Source organism: Pseudoduganella sp. UC29_106 (genome assembly GCF_044055365.1).
Taxonomy (GTDB): Bacteria; Pseudomonadota; Gammaproteobacteria; order Burkholderiales; family Burkholderiaceae_D; genus Rugamonas.
The window spans coordinates 5440409-5458058 of sequence record NZ_CP171977.1; the positions used below are offsets into that span (position 1 = coordinate 5440409).

Annotated in this window: 17 protein-coding genes and 2 pseudogenes; 14 read left to right on the forward strand and 5 right to left on the reverse strand. The window is 64.2% G+C overall.

Annotated elements, in window-relative coordinates; genetic code table 11:
• The first annotated feature begins 57 nt into the window (after window positions 1–57).
• From fliF to fliR, 14 genes and pseudogenes are all read left to right on the forward strand, one after another.
• Window positions 58–1795: pseudogene (fliF, locus tag ACHMW6_RS27235) on the forward strand (flagellar basal-body MS-ring/collar protein FliF).
• Window positions 1788–2788, forward strand: a pseudogene (fliG, locus tag ACHMW6_RS27240) (flagellar motor switch protein FliG). Before fliF ends, fliG begins: the two co-directional pseudogenes overlap by 8 nt.
• On the forward strand, window positions 2788–3540 hold the full coding sequence (locus ACHMW6_RS27245; RefSeq protein ID WP_395401586.1) for a flagellar assembly protein FliH: 753 nt from the start codon (window positions 2788–2790) through the stop codon (window positions 3538–3540). The pseudogene fliG and the gene ACHMW6_RS27245 overlap by 1 nt, the downstream one beginning before the upstream one ends.
• Before the next feature lies 1 nt (window position 3541).
• On the forward strand, window positions 3542–4948 hold the full coding sequence (gene fliI, locus ACHMW6_RS27250) for a flagellar protein export ATPase FliI (RefSeq protein WP_395401588.1): 1407 nt from the start codon (window positions 3542–3544) through the stop codon (window positions 4946–4948).
• A gap of 34 nt (window positions 4949–4982) precedes the next feature.
• Window positions 4983–5423 (forward strand): flagellar export protein FliJ, encoded by a 441-nt coding sequence (gene fliJ, locus ACHMW6_RS27255; RefSeq protein WP_395401590.1) that lies wholly within the window; start codon window positions 4983–4985, stop codon window positions 5421–5423.
• A gap of 14 nt (window positions 5424–5437) precedes the next feature.
• The gene (locus ACHMW6_RS27260) at window positions 5438–6952 is read left to right on the forward strand and encodes a flagellar hook-length control protein FliK (protein ID WP_395401592.1); all 1515 of its coding nucleotides are present in this window, start codon (window positions 5438–5440) and stop codon (window positions 6950–6952) included.
• Window positions 6953–7149: 197 nt separating this feature from the next.
• Window positions 7150–7662 carry a flagellar basal body-associated protein FliL gene (gene fliL / locus ACHMW6_RS27265; RefSeq protein WP_395401594.1) on the forward strand — a complete coding sequence of 171 codons (513 nt, stop codon included), beginning with the start codon at window positions 7150–7152 and terminating at the stop codon, window positions 7660–7662.
• A gap of 15 nt (window positions 7663–7677) precedes the next feature.
• The gene (fliM, locus tag ACHMW6_RS27270) at window positions 7678–8661 is read left to right on the forward strand and encodes a flagellar motor switch protein FliM (RefSeq protein WP_395401596.1); all 984 of its coding nucleotides are present in this window, start codon (window positions 7678–7680) and stop codon (window positions 8659–8661) included.
• A gap of 18 nt (window positions 8662–8679) precedes the next feature.
• Window positions 8680–9096: a flagellar motor switch protein FliN gene (gene fliN / locus ACHMW6_RS27275; RefSeq protein WP_395401598.1), complete on the forward strand. Its 417-nt coding sequence runs from the start codon at window positions 8680–8682 to the stop codon at window positions 9094–9096.
• A 12-nt stretch (window positions 9097–9108) separates the two neighbouring features.
• Complete coding sequence (gene fliO / locus ACHMW6_RS27280) at window positions 9109–9720, forward strand: flagellar biosynthetic protein FliO (RefSeq protein ID WP_395401600.1); 612 nt, start codon at window positions 9109–9111, stop codon at window positions 9718–9720.
• Between the two features lie 8 nt (window positions 9721–9728).
• Window positions 9729–10490, forward strand: coding sequence for a flagellar type III secretion system pore protein FliP (fliP, locus tag ACHMW6_RS27285; protein ID WP_395401602.1), 762 nt, complete (start codon window positions 9729–9731; stop codon window positions 10488–10490).
• 10 nt (window positions 10491–10500) lie between these two features.
• Window positions 10501–10770 carry a flagellar biosynthesis protein FliQ gene (gene fliQ, locus ACHMW6_RS27290; protein ID WP_395401604.1) on the forward strand — a complete coding sequence of 90 codons (270 nt, stop codon included), beginning with the start codon at window positions 10501–10503 and terminating at the stop codon, window positions 10768–10770.
• Between the two features lie 3 nt (window positions 10771–10773).
• A complete protein-coding gene (locus ACHMW6_RS27295; RefSeq protein ID WP_395401606.1) occupies window positions 10774–10899 on the forward strand; it encodes a hypothetical protein in 126 nt (41 codons plus the stop codon).
• Window positions 10900–10919: 20 nt separating this feature from the next.
• Complete coding sequence (fliR, locus tag ACHMW6_RS27300; protein ID WP_395401608.1) at window positions 10920–11654, forward strand: flagellar biosynthetic protein FliR; 735 nt, start codon at window positions 10920–10922, stop codon at window positions 11652–11654.
• Here the strand turns inward: fliR and flgL are convergent.
• The 5 genes from flgL to ACHMW6_RS27325 form a co-directional block, all read right to left on the reverse strand.
• A complete protein-coding gene (flgL, locus tag ACHMW6_RS27305; RefSeq protein ID WP_395401610.1) occupies window positions 11612–12853 on the reverse strand; it encodes a flagellar hook-associated protein FlgL in 1242 nt (413 codons plus the stop codon). The two genes, fliR and flgL, sit on opposite strands and share 43 nt — an antisense overlap.
• Before the next feature lie 23 nt (window positions 12854–12876).
• The gene (gene flgK / locus ACHMW6_RS27310) at window positions 12877–14832 is read right to left on the reverse strand and encodes a flagellar hook-associated protein FlgK (protein ID WP_395401612.1); all 1956 of its coding nucleotides are present in this window, start codon (window positions 14830–14832) and stop codon (window positions 12877–12879) included.
• An 83-nt stretch (window positions 14833–14915) separates the two neighbouring features.
• The gene (gene flgJ, locus ACHMW6_RS27315; RefSeq protein WP_395401614.1) at window positions 14916–15866 is read right to left on the reverse strand and encodes a flagellar assembly peptidoglycan hydrolase FlgJ; all 951 of its coding nucleotides are present in this window, start codon (window positions 15864–15866) and stop codon (window positions 14916–14918) included.
• Window positions 15867–15873: 7 nt separating this feature from the next.
• Window positions 15874–16983 carry a flagellar basal body P-ring protein FlgI gene (locus tag ACHMW6_RS27320; protein ID WP_395401616.1) on the reverse strand — a complete coding sequence of 370 codons (1110 nt, stop codon included), beginning with the start codon at window positions 16981–16983 and terminating at the stop codon, window positions 15874–15876.
• 1 nt (window position 16984) lies between these two features.
• A complete protein-coding gene (locus ACHMW6_RS27325; protein ID WP_395401618.1) occupies window positions 16985–17641 on the reverse strand; it encodes a flagellar basal body L-ring protein FlgH in 657 nt (218 codons plus the stop codon).
• Window positions 17642–17650 lie beyond the last annotated feature (9 nt).

The window sequence follows — 17650 nt, forward strand, 5'->3', positions numbered from 1 at the left end:
GAGCGCAACAGCGCCTGATAATGTGCAACAGGCCCATAACCCCACACAGATAAACCCATGGCAGCAGCCGCCGAACAACTCGATACCGACGCACCGGACGCCCAGACCGCCCAGCCGGCCGGACGTTTTGCCTTCCTCCAGACCCCGATGGGCAAGAACCTGGCGCGGGGCGCGGCGGCCGCCGGCATCCTGGCCGTGGTGCTGATCCTGTGGCTGTGGAACAAGGAGCCGGACTACAAGGTCCTGTTCTCCAACTATAGCGACCGCGACGGCGGCGCCATCACGGCGGCGCTGGACCAGATGCAGGTCAAGCACAAGTTTTCCGAAGGCGGCAATGCCATCCTCGGTGCCATCCGAACAGGTGCACGACATACGCCTGAAGCTGGCCGCCCAAGGCTTGCCCAAGGGCGGCAACGTGGGCTTCGAACTGATGGAAAACCAGAAGCTGGGCGTGTCCCAGTTCCTGGAACAGGTCAATTACCAGCGCGCCCTGGAAGGCGAGCTGGCGCGCTCGATCCAGTCGATCGCCGCCGTCGAGTCGGCACGCGTGCACCTGGCGCTGCCGAAGCCGTCCGTCTTCGTGCGCGAGCAGCAGAAGCCGACCGCGTCCGTGCTGCTGAACCTGCACCCGAACCGCGTCATCGACCCGGCCCAGACCAGTGCCATCGTGCACCTGGTGGCGTCCTCAGTCCCTGAACTGACCCCGGCCAATGTGACCGTGGTGGACCAGAACGGCAACCTGGTGTCCGACCTGAACAAAAATGGCGCCGCCGGCAACAACGCCAAGAACCTCGACGCCAGTCAGCTCAAGTATGTGCAGGAACTGCAGAAGCAGGTGATCAAGCAGGTTGAATCGATCATCACGCCTATCGTGGGCGAAGGCAATGTGCGCGCCGAAGCCGTGGCGGACGTGGACTTCTCCGCCGTCGAACAGGCCGCCGAATCCTACAAGCCGAACTCCCCGCCCGCCGCGTCCGCCATCCGCAGCCAGCAGAGCAGCGAGACTTCGGGCAATCCGAACGCCAATCCGAGCGGCGTGCCGGGCGCCCTGTCCAACCAGCCGCCGGGCACCGCGACCGCGCCGCTGACCACCAATCCGCCAGGCACCGCGCCGGCGCCGGGCCAGCCGGGCACGGCTGCGACCGCCAACGGCGGCCCGTCGCACAAGGAGTCGACTACCAATTACGAAGTCGACAAGACCGTCCGCTACGAGCAGAAAGCCATGGCCGGCCTGAAGCGCATGACGGTGGGCGTCGTAGTAAACTACCGGCGTATCGTCGGCAAGGATGGCAAAGTTACCGTGCGTCCGCTGAGCGCGGAAGAAATGGCGAAGATCAACAGCCTGGTGCGCGAAGCGATGGGCTACAACCAGGACCGCGGCGACTCGGTCAGCGTGGCCAACGCCCCGTTCGATGGCGTGGACAAGGCGCCGGAGCCGCCGCTGGAATGGTGGCGTGACCCGGCCAACCTGCCGCTGGCCAAGGAACTGGCGAAGTTCCTGATCACCGCGCTGATTTTGCTTTACATCCTGCTGCGCATCGTGCGCCCGATGATGCGTCCGGTGTTCAAGAAGATCGACGAAATCAACGAGCCAGAGCCGGAGCCGGAAGAAGAAGTCATCGAAGCACCGAGCGGCCCGACGCCGGAAGAAATGCTGGCGCAGGAAATCGCCGAAATGGAAGAAAATACGGCGCGCACCTACCGCGACAACCTGGCGCTGGCCAAGAAGCTCGCGATGGAAGATCCGCGCATCGTCGCCAACGTCATCAAGGAATGGATAGGCAACAATGACTAACGAGAACACCGGTCTGCAAAAGGCTGCCATTCTGATGCTGGCCATGGGCGAAGGCGAAGCGGCCGAAGTGATGAAATTCCTCGGCCCGCGCGAAGTGCTGAGCTGGGCGCCGCGATGGCGACCATGAAGAACGTGCCGCACGAAGTGGTGGTCAATACGCTGGACGATTTCCGCGACCAGTACGCAGCCGCCTCCACCGTGGGCCTGGATTCCGACGAATACATCCGCCAGGTGCTGACCAAGGCGCTGGGCGACGACAAGGCTTCCGTGCTGCTGTCCCGCATCCTGGGCGGCAAGGACGCGTCCGGCATCGAATCGCTGAAGTGGATGGATTCGCAATCGGTTGCCGAACTGATCCGCAACGAACACCCGCAGATTATCGCCACCATCCTGGTCCACCTGGAGCGCGACCAGGCTTGCGAAATTCTGGGCCACTTCACCGACCGCCTGCGCAACGACGTGGTGCTGCGTATCGCCACGCTGGACGGCGTGCAGCCGGCCGCGCTGCGAGAGCTGAACGACGTGCTGACCAAGCTCCTGTCCGGCAATGAAAACATCAAGAAGTCCACGCTGGGCGGCATCCGCGCGGCAGCCGAGATCCTGAACTTCATGTCCGGCGAGCAGGAACAGAACGTGATGGACAATATCAAGAACTACGACAACGATATGGCGCAGAAGATCATGGACGAGATGTTCGTGTTCGACAACCTGATCGATATCGACGACCGCGGCATCCAGCTGCTGCTGCGCGAAGTGCAGTCCGAAATGCTGATCATCGCGCTGAAAGGCGCGTCGCAGGACTTGCGCGACAAGGTCTTCAAGAACATGTCGGCGCGTGCCGCCGAGATGATGCGCGAAGACCTGGAATCGAAGGGCCCTGTGCGCCTGTCTGAAGTGGAAACCCAGCAGAAGCAGATCCTGCAGATCGTGCGCCGCCTGGCGGACGAAGGCCAGATCGTGCTGGGCGGTAAAGGCGAGGATAGCTTCATCTGATGGCGCAGATTCCGAAAGAACAGCAGACCGCCTTCCAGCGCTGGGAGCTCAAGTCCTTCGGGGACATGCGTCCCAGTGCCGTGGCCCAGCGCGAGCGCGAGGAAGCCGAGGCGCGTGCCGCCGCGGAAGCTGCGGCCGCCGAAGAAGCGGCCGCGCACGCTGCCGAGCTTGCGGCGTATGAGGAGGTCCCGCCTCCGCCCGACTACCCGACTGAAGAAGAGCTCGCGGCAATCCGCGAACAGGCCCGCCAGGAAGGCTATGAAGACGGCTATGCCGCCGGCCACGAATCAGGTGCGGCCGAAGCGCTGGAAGCGGGCCGGGCTGCCACTGAACAGATGCTCGATCCCCTGCGCGCGATGGCCGAGAACTTCGCCGAATCGCTGCGCCAGGCCGACCAGCTGATCGCCAATGATGTGCTGGACCTGGCCCTGTACCTGGCCAAGGGCATGCTGAAGAATGCGTTGCAGGTGAAGCCGGAACTGATCCTGCCTATCGTCCGTGAAGCGATCGAATACCTGCCGGTGCTACAACAGCCTGCGCTGCTGATCCTGAATCCGGAAGATGCGCCCGTGGTGCGCGAAGGCATTGCCGAAGAGCTGGACAAGGGCGGCTGGCGCGTGATCGAAGACCCCACCATCGCGCGCGGCGGCTGCAAGGTCGACACGGCCAGCAACCAGATCGACGCCACCGTGCAGGCGCGCTGGCAGCGGCTGACGCTCGCCCTGGGCAAGGATTCCGACTGGATGCTGTGAGATGGGCGCCGCCGATTTCAACTCCCCTCACGCAAGCCGCTGGCGCGCCTATCTGAACGATTGCGCCACGCTGACCGATTTCGTCGAACCCATGCAGGTCTCGGGCCGCGTGACGCGCGTGGCGGGCCTGGTGATGGAAGCCGTGGGCCTGCGCCTTGCAGTCGGCGCCGCCTGCACCGTGCCCCTGCCCTCGGGCGGCAAGGTCGAGGCTGAAGTCGTCGGCTTCGAAGGCGACAAGCTGTTCCTGATGCCGCAGAGCGATGTGGAAGGCATCGTTCCCGGCACCCGCGTGTTCCCCGTTGAGCAGAGCGTGCCGAAGCCCGGTTCCGTCAGCCACCCACGCCGCCGCCCCAGCGACCGCGCGCGTCACCTGCCGGTCGGCGAGGAATTGCTCGGCCGCGTGGTGGATGGCGCCGGCCGTCCGCTCGATGGGCTGGGACCGATCCTGACCAATGATTCGGCGCCGATCAATGTGCGCCCCGCCAATCCGCTGGGCCGTGCGCCCATCGTAGAAACGCTGGACGTGGGCGTGCGCTGCATTAACGCCATGCTGACCGTAGGCCGCGGTCAGCGCATGGGCCTGTTCGCCGGTTCCGGCGTCGGCAAGTCCGTTCTGCTGGGCATGATGGCGCGCTATACGGAGGCGGACATCATCGTGGTCGGCCTGATCGGCGAACGGGGCCGCGAGGTCAAGGAATTCATCGAACAGATCCTGGGCGAGGAAGGCTTGCGCCGCTCGGTGGTCGTCGCTGCGCCGGCCGACACGCCGCCCCTGATGCGCATGCAGGGCGCGGCCTATTCCACCGCCATCGCCGAGCACTTCCGCGACAAGGGCATGAATGTGCTGCTGATCATGGATTCGCTGACCCGCTACGCGATGGCGCAGCGCGAAATCGCACTGGCGATCGGCGAGCCGCCCGCTACCAAGGGCTATCCGCCTTCCGTGTTCGCCAAGCTGCCGGTGCTGGTCGAACGCGCCGGGAATGGCGAACTGGGCGGCGGTTCGATCACCGCGTTCTACACCGTGCTGACCGAGGGCGACGACCAGCAGGACCCGATTGCCGACTCCGCCCGCGCGATCCTGGACGGGCACATTGTGCTGAACCGTCGCCTGGCCGAGGCGGGTCACTATCCGGCCATCGATATCGAACAGTCCATCAGCCGCGCGATGCATTCGATCACGTCGCAGAACCACCAGAATTCGGCGCGCCGCCTGAAGCAGCTATTTTCACGCTATGAACGCAGCCGCGACCTGATCGCCGTCGGTGCCTACACGCCTGGTACCGACCCCGTGCTGGACCAGGCGATTGCCTTGCACGACAAAATTGAGAACTTCCTGCAACAGCAAATCACTGAGCGCGTAGACATGCCTGAGAGCTTGGGGCAATTAACCACGCTTTTCGACTGATTGATCCACCTTGCCGTGCTTATAATTGACCATCATGGCCTCGACACAGCAACTGGAAACCTTGATTGACCTGGCTCAGCGTGAGACCGATGACTGCGCAAAGCGGCTCGGCGCGGCGCTGAAAGCCGTCAATGACGCAGAGGAAAAGCTGAACATGCTGATCGGCTACCGCGACGAGTACGGCCGCCGCTTCGACGCGTCCCAGCAGGCTGGCATCACGCCGATGGCTTACCGCAATTTCCAGGCTTTCATGGAGAAGCTGGATTCGGCCATCCAGGGCCAGCAGGAAGTACTGCGCCATGCCCAGTCGCGTGGCGAAATGGACAAGAAACAGTGGCAGGATGCCGAGCGCAAGCGCATGTCCTACTCCACGCTGCGCGAACGGGCTGAAGCCCAGGCGCTGAAAGTGGAAGCCAAACGCGACCAGAAGGCCATGGACGAGCACGCCTCGCGCCAGGCATTTTTCAAACGCTGAGTACGGGCTTAGCCATGCAGACCCAACAAGTTACCAATCCACTGATCAGCCCGACCAGCGCGGCTCCCTCGAACGCCGCACGCGCAAATTCCGACGGCACCGCATTCCAGCAGGCTTTTACGCGCCAGCTTGAGCGGCAGGCCGTGCCGCAAACACAGGCCGCCGCGCAACCGCAGGCCGCGGCACCGAATCGCGGCGCCGAGCAGGCACGCCAGGCTGCGCGTCAGCAGGCGCAGGCGCCTCAGCAGCCGAAGCCGGCCGCTGCACAGCAGTCCAAACCGGCCGCGCAGCAGGCTGCCGCCAAGCCGGAATCGTCCAGCGCCGCCAAGCCGGCCAGCGCCGAAGGCAGCAAGTCCGCCGACAGCGCGACCTCCAACGAGGCCGCCGATGCTGCTTCGGATGCACCGGCTGACGCTTCCGCCACGGCAGCGACGGATGCCAGCTCATCTGCCGAACCTGCCGATGCCGGGTCCGCCGCGACCGAAGACGCGACCGCCGGCGCCACCGCTGCCGACGATATGCTCGCACTGATGGCCAGCCTCGCCCAGCCTGCCTCAACCGATGCCGCGAGCGCCGCAGCAGCTGCTGCCGCTGCCGCCGCTTCGGCCACCGCGTCGGCTGCGACGGCTGCCGCTTCCGCATCCGCATCGGCTGCCGAATCGGGCGCCACGGAAGCAAAGCCCGGCAAGACTGTCGAAACCGTGCTGACCGCCGAAACCGGCGCAGGTACTGCCGCAAAGGCCGCCGAGTCCGCCGCCGCCGTGCAAACCGCCGGCGCCAACGCCGCCGCAGCCGCCGTCACCAGCGACGCCCTGCCCGCCGACTTCAAAACCGCGCTGAGCGAAGCGGCCGACGCCACGCGCGCTGCGCGCGACGCCGCCCAGCAGCCCGCCGGCGCCGATGCCAAGCCCGCGGCCGACACCAAATTCGACGCCCAGCTCGCCGATGTGAAGCTGCGCGAAATCAAGACTGAAGCTGCCGCCCGCCAACATGAGGCCGCGCCAACGATTCAGGCGCCGTCCAGCGCCGTCGCGCAGACCACCGCCGCTAACGCGCAGGCTGCAAATGCTGTCGCCAGCAACCAACTGCAGGCGCGCGTCGGCACCCAGGCATGGGACCAGCAACTGGGCCAGAAAGTGGTCTGGATGGTGGCCGGCGGCGATCAGTCCGCCACGCTGACGCTGAACCCGCCGGATCTCGGCCCGCTGCAGGTGGTGCTGAACGTGTCCAACGACCAGGCCAGCGCCAGCTTTACCGCCGCCCAGCCGGAAGTACGCCAGGCGCTGGAAAATGCCTTGCCGAGATTGAAAGAGATGATGAGCGAAGCCGGCATCCAGCTCGGCCAGGCCAGCGTCTCGGCCGGCGATCCGGGCCAGCAGCAAGCCTTCGCTGAAGCAGCCAACCGCGGCGGACGCGGCCACGGCTCCGGCCTCGGCAGCGGCCGCGGCACCGACACCAGCGCCGACAGCGCCCCCGTCCAGCAAGCCCCTCGCCGCAGCATCCTCGGCGCCGTCGACACCTTCGCCTGATTTGCGGCACGGCTGGGGCCGTGTTGCATTTCGTGCCTGACCCCAAATGTATCTGGTTCCACACGGAAACGAGGAGAAAGGCTGGGTTATGCCTTCTTTTCGGCCGATCCGCATGCCTGCTCTATGCCGATAATGACATAATGGCGGTCATGATCCACTACTAGCATTCAAGGGCAGATTTGAAAGCGAATCCAAAAATGAAGGCTGACGCGAAAGCTGAAGCAGCGCCGCCGGTTGGTGGCGGGTCGAAGAAGAAGCTGGTCATCATTCTGGCGATCGTTCTGCTCGTGGTGCTCGGCGGCGGTGGCGCCGCGGCATTCTTCATGATGAAGGGCGGTGAGGATCACGCCGAGGAAGCGGCCCCGAAGAAGAACAAGAAGAAGAAGGAAGCGGGTCCGCCGGTGTATGTGCCTGTCGAACCATTCACCGTGAACCTGCAGCCGGAAAACGGCGAGCAGTACCTGCAGCTGGCGTTCACGCTGCAAGTCGGTTCGCTGGAGGAAGTGGAACTGATCAAGACGAATATGCCGAAGGTGCGCAGCCGTATCCTGCTGCTGTTGTCGAGCAAGCATGCGTCCGAAATCAATACGCCGGAAGGCAAGCAAGCCCTGAGCCAGGAAATCATGGAGCAGATCAAGCAACCGTTCGACGCCAATGGCTCGCCGCAGGATGTGACCGAGGTACTGTTTACGTCCTTTATCATTCAGTAAAGTTGTAGACGCAACATGGCCGATAATTTTCTCTCCCAGGAAGAAGTTGATGCCCTCTTGAAGGGCGTCAACGGCGATCAGGATGACGTCGCCGCGCCGGAAGAGGTCGCGGGCGTCCGGACATACAACCTGGCTACCCAGGAACGTATCGTCCGGGGCCGCATGCCGACCCTGGAAATTATCAATGAACGCTTTGCGCGCCTGCTGCGCGTGGGCCTGTTCAACTTCCTGCGCCGCAGCGCGGAAGTGTCGGTGGGTTCGGTGCGCGTGTCGAAGTATTCCGAATTCATCCGCAACCTGGTGGTGCCGACCAACCTGAACCTGGTGCACATGAAGCCGCTGCGCGGCACGGCCCTGATGGTGTTCGACCCGGGCCTGGTGTTCCTCCTGGTCGACAACCTGTTCGGCGGCGACGGCCGCTTCCACACTCGCGTGGAAGGCCGCGACTTTACCCAGACCGAGCAGCGCATCATCCTGCGCATCCTCGATATCGTGTTCGAGGCTTATACGAAATCCTGGGAGCCGGTGTACCCGGTCGAATTCGAGTACATCCGCTCGGAAATGAATACGCAGTTCGCCAACATCGCCACGCCGAACGAGGTGGTGGTGGCGTCCACCTTTACCGTTGAACTGGGTTCGGTGTCCGGCCAGATCCACTTCTGCATGCCGTACTCGATGATCGAGCCGATCCGCGATGCGCTGACCTCCTCGCTGCAGGGCGAGGCGCTGGAAGTGGACAAGCGCTGGATCCGCCTGATGACGCAGCAGATCCAGATCGCCGAAGTGGAGCTCGTAGCCAGCCTCGGCACGGCCAAGGTCAATTTCGATGAAATCCTGAATATGAAGGTGGGCGACATTATTCCGCTCACGATTCCGGAAACCATCGAAGCGACCGTGGACGGCGTGCCCGTGCTCGATTGCACCTATGGCGTGCTGAACGGACAATATGCGCTGAAGGTGGAGAAATTGCTGTCCAATGCCGATAACCTCGGCAAGTAAGGAATTTAGGAGAGAAACATGTCTGACAATCAAGACGATCAGAGCCTGGACGACGATTGGGGCGCCGCGATTGCCGAGCAGGCCGCTGCCGAAGCCGCCGCCCTGCAGAACCAGGCCGCGACTGCCGCCGTCTTCAAGGATTTTTCCAAGACCGCCAGCAAGACCGAAACCCATAACGATATCGACTTCATCCTCGATATCCCGGTCCAGCTGACGGTGGAACTGGGCCGCACCAAGATCGCCATCAAGAACCTGCTGCAACTGGCGCAGGGCTCGGTGGTGGAACTGGACGGCCTGGCCGGCGAGCCGATGGACGTGCTGGTCAACGGCTGCCTGATCGCCCAGGGCGAGGTGGTGGTGGTGAACGACAAGTTCGGTATCCGCCTGACGGACATCATCACGCCTTCCGAACGCATCCGAAAACTGAATAAATGAAGCACGGTTTATATGCTGTCCTCCTGGCCGCCTGCCTGGCGGCCTCCGGGGCCGGTCCTGGCCCGAGCCGCCAAGCCCGCCACCGACACCACCTCCACCAGCAAGCCGCGCGCAGCGGCGGACGCGCCAGCGCAGGCTGCCGGTCCCGCCGACGCTGCAGCCGCAGCCCCTGCCGCCACCGACGCAGGCGCGGCTCCGGTTGCCGCCGCGCCAGCCCCGGCCACGCCTGAACAGCAGGCTGCGCTGGCAGGCGCCCGTCCAGCCCAGCCCGGCGCCGCCCTGCCCCAGGCGCCTTCCGCGCTGGGCAGCCTGGTGCAGACCATCCTGTCGCTGGGCCTGGTCATCGGCCTGCTGGTCGGCCTGGCCTGGCTGCTGAAACGCTTCGGTCCGAAAACCATCACCGGCGGCACCACCGTCAAGCTGGTCGGCGCCCTCAGCGTGGGCGCGCGCGAGCGAATCCTGGTGGTCGAAGTGGGTGAACAGTGGATTGTGGTGGGCGCCTCGCCCGGCCGCATGAATGCTCTGGCGACGATGCCGCGCCAGGAAACCAGGCGAAGCCGAACTGGCTCCCTCTTCTCCGCTGCCGGGAGCGAACTTCGCAGAGTGGTTCAAACAGACGATTGAAAAGCGCAATGGCAAATAAGTTGGGCGCACTGCGCAATACTCGCTGGCTGGGCCTGGCCGCCGCATTGATGCTGCCGCTGATCGCGGCCGCCGAGCCGACCATCCCTGCTTTCACCAGCACGCCTGCACCGGGCGGCGGCACCGCCTATGGGCTGACACTGCAGACGCTGATCCTGATGACGGCGCTGACCTTCATCCCGGCCGCGCTGCTGATGATGACGGGCTTCACGCGCATCATCATCGTGCTGTCCCTGCTGCGTCAGGCGCTGGGCACGCAGTCGGCGCCGCCCAACCAGGTGATCGTCGGCCTTGCGCTGTTCCTGACTTTCTTCGTGATGAGCCCGGTGTTCGAGCGCATCTACACGGAAGCCTATGTGCCGCTGCAGGAAAACAAGATCACCATGCTGCAGGCGCTGGACAAAGGCGCGGCGCCGCTGAAGACCTTCATGCTGAAGCAGACGCGCCAGGCCGACCTCGCGCTGTTCGTGAAAATTTCGCGCAGCCCGGCCCTGCAGGGTCCGGAAGACGTGCCGCTGAAAGTGCTGGTGCCGGCCTTCATCACGAGCGAGCTGAAGACGGCCTTCCAGATCGGCTTCGCCATCTTCATCCCCTTCCTCATCATCGATATGGTGGTGGCGTCGGTGCTGATGTCGATGGGTATGATGATGATGTCGCCCGCCGTGATTTCCCTGCCCTTCAAGCTGATGTTGTTCGTGCTGGTCGATGGCTGGCAATTGCTGATCGGCTCGCTCTCGCAGAGCTTCTACTAAAGGACACGCGATGACGCCCGAAACCGTAATGACGATGGGCCGCCAGGCCATGGAAGTGACGCTGCTGGTGGCCGCTCCCCTGCTGCTGGTGGCGCTGGTGATCGGCCTGATCGTTTCCATCTTCCAGGCCGCGACGCAGATCAATGAAACGACCCTGTCCTTCATCCCCAAGCTGGTGGGCGTGTTCGTTGCGCTGGTGGTGGCCGGTCCCTGGATGCTGTCGGTGCTGACCGACTATATGCGCCAGATCCTGACCGGCATCCCCGGCATGGTTACCTGATGCATGCTGACGTTAACCTCCGCTGAGCTGAACACCTGGATCGCGGCCCTTATGTGGCCGCTGACCCGCATCCTCGCCCTGCTCGCCGCCTCGCCGATTTTCGGCAACGCCCGCATTCCCCGACCGTGACAGTGCCCTTCGGCCTGATCATGGCCATTCTCATCGCACCTGCCGTGCCGGCCATGCCGGCCGCCGATCCCTTCTCCTGGGCCGGCCTGCTGATCATCGCGCGCGAACTCGTGATTGGCGTGGGCATGGGCTTCGCGATCCGCATCGTGTTCGCTGCGGTGGAAATGGCGGGCGAGATCAGTTCGCTGACCATGGGCCTGGGCTTTGCGCAATTCTTCGATCCCATGTCGCAGGGCCGCTCGTCGGCCATCTCGCAATTCCTGGTATGGATCGTCACGCTGGCCGTGCTGGCGGTGAATGCCCACCTGGTGATCCTGGAAGCGCTGGCGGAAAGCTTCGTCAGCTTGCCGGTGGCGGCCATCTCCTTCCACAACGACGGTTTCTGGCAGCTCGCGCTATGGGGCGCCAAGATTTTCACGGCCGGCCTGCAACTCTCGCTGCCCATCGTGGCTGCCCTGCTGATCACCAACGTCGCCCTCGGCATCCTGACGCGCGCGGCGCCGCAGCTGAACCTCTTCGGCATCGGCTTCCCGATCACGCTGGGCGTGGGCTTCCTGGTGCTGATGACCAGCCTGCCCTTCCTGAGCATGCCGGTGCAGACGCTGGTGAATGAAGGCATTGAAAAGGCGCGCCAGCTGCCCCGGGTATGGGACAGCCGCGCGCCGCGTCCGCCGGCCCGTCCGGGCGCGGCTCGGGTGCCCCAGCCTACGCCTCAGATGAAGTTGAACAGCGACAGCCCGCTCAGGGCCTTGTAGGATTTCTGCGCCGCTTCCAGGTTGATTTGCAGCTGGCTGAAGCGGGAGATGGTTTCCACCGGATCGGCTTCCACCAGGTCGGCGATGGTGGACGCGTACTGGATGTTCAGGTCGTCGCCTGCGCTGTCCAGATGGTCCAGCTCCTTCATGCCCGCGCCCACGGTGGCACGCACCGACAGCACCTTGTCCAGCGCATTGGTCAGGTTCTGGTTGGCCTGGTTCAGCTGGTTGGTCAGCTGGGCGCCGCCGGTCGGTCCGGTATTGTTGGCGCGCAGTGCCGTGACCAGGCTCTGGATGGTGGTGAATACTGACTGGTTCTGGCTCGGGTCGACGGTGAACTGGTCGAGGTCGGCCGGATCGCCCTTGATATCCATCTGCATGCCGTCGAAGGCGATCGGATCGCCCGACTTGTAGGGCACGCCCGTTGCCACCTGGGTGCCGGCGGTCACGTCATTGACGGTGTAGGTGGTCACGGCCGGCACGCCCGGCGTGGCGGGCACCACGCTGAAATCGATGGTGTACTTGTGGCCGGTCAGCGCCGCCGCATTCGTCACGGAACCCGGCGAGATGATGCCGGTGCCGCCGCGGCTGCCATTGTTCGCATCGGCGCCCGTCAGGAAGGTGCCGTTGCCGGTGATGACTTCTTCAAAGACCGAACTGCCCGACGCGCTGATGGCCAGCTTGCGCGAGGACGCAACCTGCAGGTCGCGCACGCCCTGGTCGCCGGCATAGGTGGCGCCGGTGGCGGAACGCGCGAACGGCTGCGTGCCGGTCTTGTAGCCGGAGAACAGGTAACCGCCGGTGCCGTCGGTCGAATTGGCCTGGCCCACCAGGTCGTCCAGGCGCCCTTCCAGTTCATTGGCCAGCGCCAGGCGGTCCTGCTGCGTGAGGCCGCCGTTGCCGGCATTGATGGCGAGCTGCTTGATGTCCTGCAGCAGGTCGTCGGACGTGCCCAGCGCCTGGTCCACCAGCGCCAGCGAGCTGCGCGCATTGCTGCGGTTGGTGGCGTACTGCGCGTTCATGGTTTGCGACTGCGTCACTTCCAGCGCGCGGGCGGAAGCGACCGGATCATCGGACGGCGTCAGCACGCGGCGGCCCGTGGACAGTTGCAGCTGCGCCTTCTGCAAGGCTGACTGCATCGTGTTCAGCTGCGATACGCCGGTGTTGAAGATGGTCTGGTTGGAGATCCGCAATGCCATGATGCTATTCCTTGAATCCTTGATTATGCGCCGATGGAGAGCAGCACATCGAACAACTGGGTCGCCGTCTGCATCACCTTGCCCGCAGCCTGGTAAGCCTGCTGGTAGCGGATCAGATTGGCCGCTTCTTCGTCCAGATTCACGCCGGACACGGACTGCTGCGCTGCCGATGCCTGCGCCACGGCCGTATCGGCGGCCGTGCTGGCGATCTGCACTTCGCGCGTCTTGTTGCCGACGAAGTTGGTCAGGCTGGCATAGCCGGCCTGGTAGTTGGTCTTGCCGCCGTCCAGGATATTCTTGTTCTGCAGGCCTGCCAGCAGCACGCCGTTGCGGTTGTCGCCCACGCCGCTGCTGTTCAGGATATTGAACTTGTCCTGGTCGGCCGGCTGGCCGGTCACGCTGAAGTTGACGCCGCCAAAACTGATGTTGGCGCCCGAGGTAAACGTGACCGGCGTACCGGCCGGGTACAGCGTGCTGGTGCCGTTGACCGTTACTGTCACGTCCTGCCCCGCCGGGAAGCCGTTCAGGGTATTGGTGGCGGCATCGTAAGTCAGGTTGACGGGGCCGGCCAGCGCATTGCCGGGCAGCAGATAGTTACTGTCCACCGCTCCCGGGCTCATCGTGGCCTTGCCGGTATTGGTCGAGGGCACGGAAGTGCTGATCGGTGCGGCCAGGGCAATTTTTTGCGGATCGGTGATCGCCACCTGCATCTGCGATGCCGCGGTATAGGTCGGGCGCACCAGGAAATGGTCGCCGTCGGCCGGCGTGCCGGTGATGTTGTACTCGACGCCATCGATGACCGGGGCCGGCGTGGAGGTGGGCAAGGTGATCGTGCTCTGGAAGCCGTCCGACTTGCGGGTGACGATCAGGTCGGTGCCGTTGAAATTCACGTCGTAGTCGCTGGTGGTCAGCGCGCCCGCGTCCACCACCTTGGCCTGGATGTCGAGCGTGCTCAGCGAGGAATTGTCGCGGTCATAGCCCACATAGGCCTGGATATCGTTGAAGAAGTTGCCACCTGGCGCGCCGTTCAGGTCCACGCCCAGCTTGTGCTGCGCATTGAAGCTGGTGGCGAGGCCGGCTGCAATCTGGCCCAGCTTGTTTTGCGCCTGGTCCAGCGCACCGTTGCGGAACTGCAGCGTGCCGCCCAGCTGACCGCCGGTGATCACATTATCCGGCAGCTCGGCGAATCTGCCGGGCGTCTGGTAGCCGACCACGATGCGGCCCGGATCGGTGTCCGAGAAGCCGGTGGCCAGACTCTGCGCCAGGTTGCCGACGACCAGCGGCTGGCCGGTGCCGAAGGACACGTTCAGCATATGGTTGTCGCCCTGGGTCACATTCACCTTGACCTGCTTGTTCAGCTCATTGATCAGTTGGTCGCGCTGGTCCAGCAAATCGTTCGGCGCGATATTCGGGTCGAGCGAGAGGCTGGCAATCTGCTGGTTCAGGTCGGCAATGCGCGTGGCATAGGAATTGATCTGGTTCACGCTGGCCGTGACGCTGCTGGTCACGCCATCCTGCAACTCCTGCAGGCGGGAGGACAGGCCGGTAAAGCGCGCCGCCAGCGTTTCCGCCGACGACAGCATGGCCGAGCGTGCCGCGTTGGAGGATGGCGAGGAATTGGCCTGCTGCACGCCGTCAAAGAAGCCCTGCAGCGCCGGCGACAGGCCGACCGTGGTATCGGCCAGCAGGTTGTCGATCTGGCTGATCTGGCCATAAAAACTGTCCAGCGAAGCCTGGTTGGCTTGCGCGCCCAGCAATTGCTTGTTCAGGAAATCATCATAGTAGCGCTTGATCTGCGCCACTTCCGTGCCGGTGCCGATGAAGCCCACACCGGTGCTGACGGGCGCCGTGGTGCCCTGGATCACGACCTGGCGGTTGTAGCCCGGCACGTTTGCATTGGTAATGTTGTGCCCAGTCGTCGCCAGGCCCGCCTGGGCGGCCATCAAACCCGTTTTACCGATGCTGAGAAGACTGGACATTGTGCTAATACCTTCGCTAGATAAGTCAGTTTACGGCCAGTTCGCCGGAAACTTGAAACCGCCATTTTCTACAGGACGTAACATCAGGCCAGTGTTTTCTTGATAATGCTGGCCAGCTTGACCGCATAGTTGGGATCGGTGGCATAGCCGCCGCGCTGCAAGCCCTTGGCGAAACCAGCGGCGTCGCCGCTGCTGGCACTGGCCAGCGCTTTTTCGTAACGGGGATTGCCGGCGATCAGCTTGGCGTAATCCTTGAAGCTGTCGGCATAGCTGTCATAGGCGCGGAAACGCTCGACCCTGGTCTGGGCCTTGCCATTCACGTATTCAGTGGTGGCCGTTTCAACCACTTTGCCCTTCCAGTCCGGACCGGCCTTGATGCCGAACAGGTTGTGGCTGTTGCTGCCATCGCGGCCCTTGATTTCGCGGCGGCCCCAGCCGGATTCCAGCGCCGCCTGGCCCAGCATGAACTTGGCCGGGATGCCGGTCGCGCGGCTCGCTTCCTCGGCGTGGCTGGCCAGCTTGTCCTGGAAAGCGCGCACGTGGCTCGGCTTGCCGGAGGCGGACGCGCTGCTGTCGGCGCCGCTCACCGATGCGCTCGTGCCAGCACCGCGCGCTGCCGCATTGCCGCCGGCGGCATCGATCGAGCGCTGCAGCTTGGCCGCGTCGAGCAGCGTGCGCGAGAACGCATCGTCGCCGCCGGCGGCCGCTTCGGCGGCTGCCTGCGTTTTCGACAACTGGCGCACCAGCACATCGGACAGGCCCAGTCCGCGCTTGGCGATATTCTGGCTGGTCTGCTGGTCGAGCATGGTGGTGAACATCTTGGTCTGCTGGTTGTCCAGCATGCCTTCCTGCGGCGTGGCGTCGCGCATGCTCTTCATCATCATATTGACGAACATGGCTTCGAACTGCTGGGCCGCTGTTTTCAGCGCTTCCGGAGAATTGGCCTTGGCCGACTGGCGCAGGTCGCCCAGGCCCTTGGTGTCGAGGGCGAGGTTCTTGCTCAGGTCGGCGGGCGTGGTCGTCTGGCGAATCATGGCAGCCTCAAATGATTTCCAGTTCCGCGCGCAGCGAACCGGCCGCCTTCATCGCTTGCAGGATGGCCAGCAGGTCCTGTGGCGAGGCCCCGACCGCGTTCAGGGCCTTGACCACTTCGGCCAGGTTGGCGCCGCCCTTCAGCATCAACACCTTGCCAGGCGTAGCCTTGATATCGACCTGGCTATTTTGCGTAACCACCGTCTGGCCGCCGGACAGCGGATTCGGCTGGCTCACCTGCGGTTCGGTGCTGATCGATACGGTCAGGTTGCCATGCGAGATGGCGCAGGTTTCCAGAGTCACTTCCTGGTTCATCACGACCGAGCCGGTGCGTGCATTCATGATCACTTTCGCTGCCTGGCGCGCGGGACGCACATCCATCGCTTCCAGTGCGCCGATAAAGGCCACGCGCTGGTCGCTAGACGACGGCGCGGTGACGCGGATGGTGCGGCCATCGAGCGCGTAAGCGACGCCCGCGCCGTATTTATCATTGATCGCTTCGACCACGCGGCTGGCGGTGGCGAAGTCGGTATTGTTCAGTTCCAGGCGGATCTGGCCGCCATCGCCCAGGCTGGTCGGCACCGCGCGCTCGACGGTCGCGCCGCCATTGATGCGGCCGACGGACAGGTGATTGACCACTACCGAAGTGCCGCCGCCCGGTGCCTGCGCGCCCACGCCGCCCACGACGAGATTGCCCTGGGCCATGCCGTACACCTGGCCGTCCGCGCCTTTCAGCGGCGTCATCAGCAGGGTGCCGCCGCGCAGGCTTTTTGCATTACCCAGCGAGGAGACGGTCACATCCAGCATCTGGCCCGGTTGCGCGAAGGCCGGCAGCGACGCAGTCACCATCACGGCTGCCACATTCTTCAACTGCAGGTTGGTGCCCGGCGGCAGCGACACGCCCAGCGACTGCAGCATCGAGGCCACGCTCTGCACGGTAAATGGGGTCTGCGTAGTCTGGTCGCCCGAGCCGTCGAGGCCGACCACCAGGCCATAGCCCATCAGCTGGTTCTGGCGTACGCCGGCGATGCTGGCCAGGTCCTTCAGCCGCTCGGCCTGCACGGCGGGCGCCAGCACCAGTGCGGCGCACAAACACAAAATCTTGAACTTGGTTTTCATATCAGAACGGCAGCAGGCTGAGGAAGAAGCGCGAAGCCATCGATTGCAGCTCCGTCTTGTCCAGATGGGTATTGGTGCGGTACTCGACGCGCGCATCGGCAATCGCGGTCGACGGCACGCTGTTCGCCGACGAAATCGTGTCCGGATTCACCATGCCGGAGATGCGGATGAATTCCGTGCCCTTGTTCATCGCGATCTGCTTTTCGCCCGCGATGATCAGGTTCCCGTTCGGCAGCACCTCCACCACGGTGGCGCCGATGGTGCCGCGGAAGGTATTGCTGGCGGACTGGTTGTCGGCGTCGGCGTACTTGTTGTCGGCGCTGGTGGCGATATTGGTGCCCAGGCGGCTTTGCAGCACGCCCGGCACGCCGAAGTTCACGCTGCCCGTCTTGTTGCCGGAGCTGGCGCCCGTCTTGTTGGCGGCCGTGTTCTCGGTGATAACCACGCTGATCACATCGCCCACGTGGCGCGCACGGCGGTCTTCGAAGGCGGGACGGAAGTTGCTGTTCTGGTAGATCGCGCCATTGTTCTGCGCCACCGGCGGATAGGCGGGCGGCAGCGGACGCGCCGAAGTCGGGCCGGCCACGATGGAGGTCGGCGTGCTGGCGCAGCCAGCCAGGGTGGCGAGCGCAGCGGCAATGGTGATCAGGGATTTCATGGCAAGACT

Coding starts and splice junctions, on each gene's coding strand:
- ACHMW6_RS27245 (WP_395401586.1), top strand. CDS start 2,788: ATGGCGCAGATTCCGAAAGAACAGCAGACCGCCTTCCAGCGCTGGGAG.
- fliI (WP_395401588.1), top strand. CDS start 3,542: ATGGGCGCCGCCGATTTCAACTCCCCTCACGCAAGCCGCTGGCGCGCC.
- fliJ (WP_395401590.1), top strand. CDS start 4,983: ATGGCCTCGACACAGCAACTGGAAACCTTGATTGACCTGGCTCAGCGT.
- ACHMW6_RS27260 (WP_395401592.1), top strand. CDS start 5,438: ATGCAGACCCAACAAGTTACCAATCCACTGATCAGCCCGACCAGCGCG.
- fliL (WP_395401594.1), top strand. CDS start 7,150: ATGAAGGCTGACGCGAAAGCTGAAGCAGCGCCGCCGGTTGGTGGCGGG.
- fliM (WP_395401596.1), top strand. CDS start 7,678: ATGGCCGATAATTTTCTCTCCCAGGAAGAAGTTGATGCCCTCTTGAAG.
- fliN (WP_395401598.1), top strand. CDS start 8,680: ATGTCTGACAATCAAGACGATCAGAGCCTGGACGACGATTGGGGCGCC.
- fliO (WP_395401600.1), top strand. CDS start 9,109: ATGCTGTCCTCCTGGCCGCCTGCCTGGCGGCCTCCGGGGCCGGTCCTG.
- fliP (WP_395401602.1), top strand. CDS start 9,729: ATGGCAAATAAGTTGGGCGCACTGCGCAATACTCGCTGGCTGGGCCTG.
- fliQ (WP_395401604.1), top strand. CDS start 10,501: ATGACGCCCGAAACCGTAATGACGATGGGCCGCCAGGCCATGGAAGTG.
- ACHMW6_RS27295 (WP_395401606.1), top strand. CDS start 10,774: ATGCTGACGTTAACCTCCGCTGAGCTGAACACCTGGATCGCGGCCCTT.
- fliR (WP_395401608.1), top strand. CDS start 10,920: ATGGCCATTCTCATCGCACCTGCCGTGCCGGCCATGCCGGCCGCCGAT.
- flgL (WP_395401610.1), bottom strand. CDS start 12,853: ATGGCATTGCGGATCTCCAACCAGACCATCTTCAACACCGGCGTATCG.
- flgK (WP_395401612.1), bottom strand. CDS start 14,832: ATGTCCAGTCTTCTCAGCATCGGTAAAACGGGTTTGATGGCCGCCCAG.
- flgJ (WP_395401614.1), bottom strand. CDS start 15,866: ATGATTCGCCAGACGACCACGCCCGCCGACCTGAGCAAGAACCTCGCC.
- ACHMW6_RS27320 (WP_395401616.1), bottom strand. CDS start 16,983: ATGAAAACCAAGTTCAAGATTTTGTGTTTGTGCGCCGCACTGGTGCTG.
- ACHMW6_RS27325 (WP_395401618.1), bottom strand. CDS start 17,641: ATGAAATCCCTGATCACCATTGCCGCTGCGCTCGCCACCCTGGCTGGC.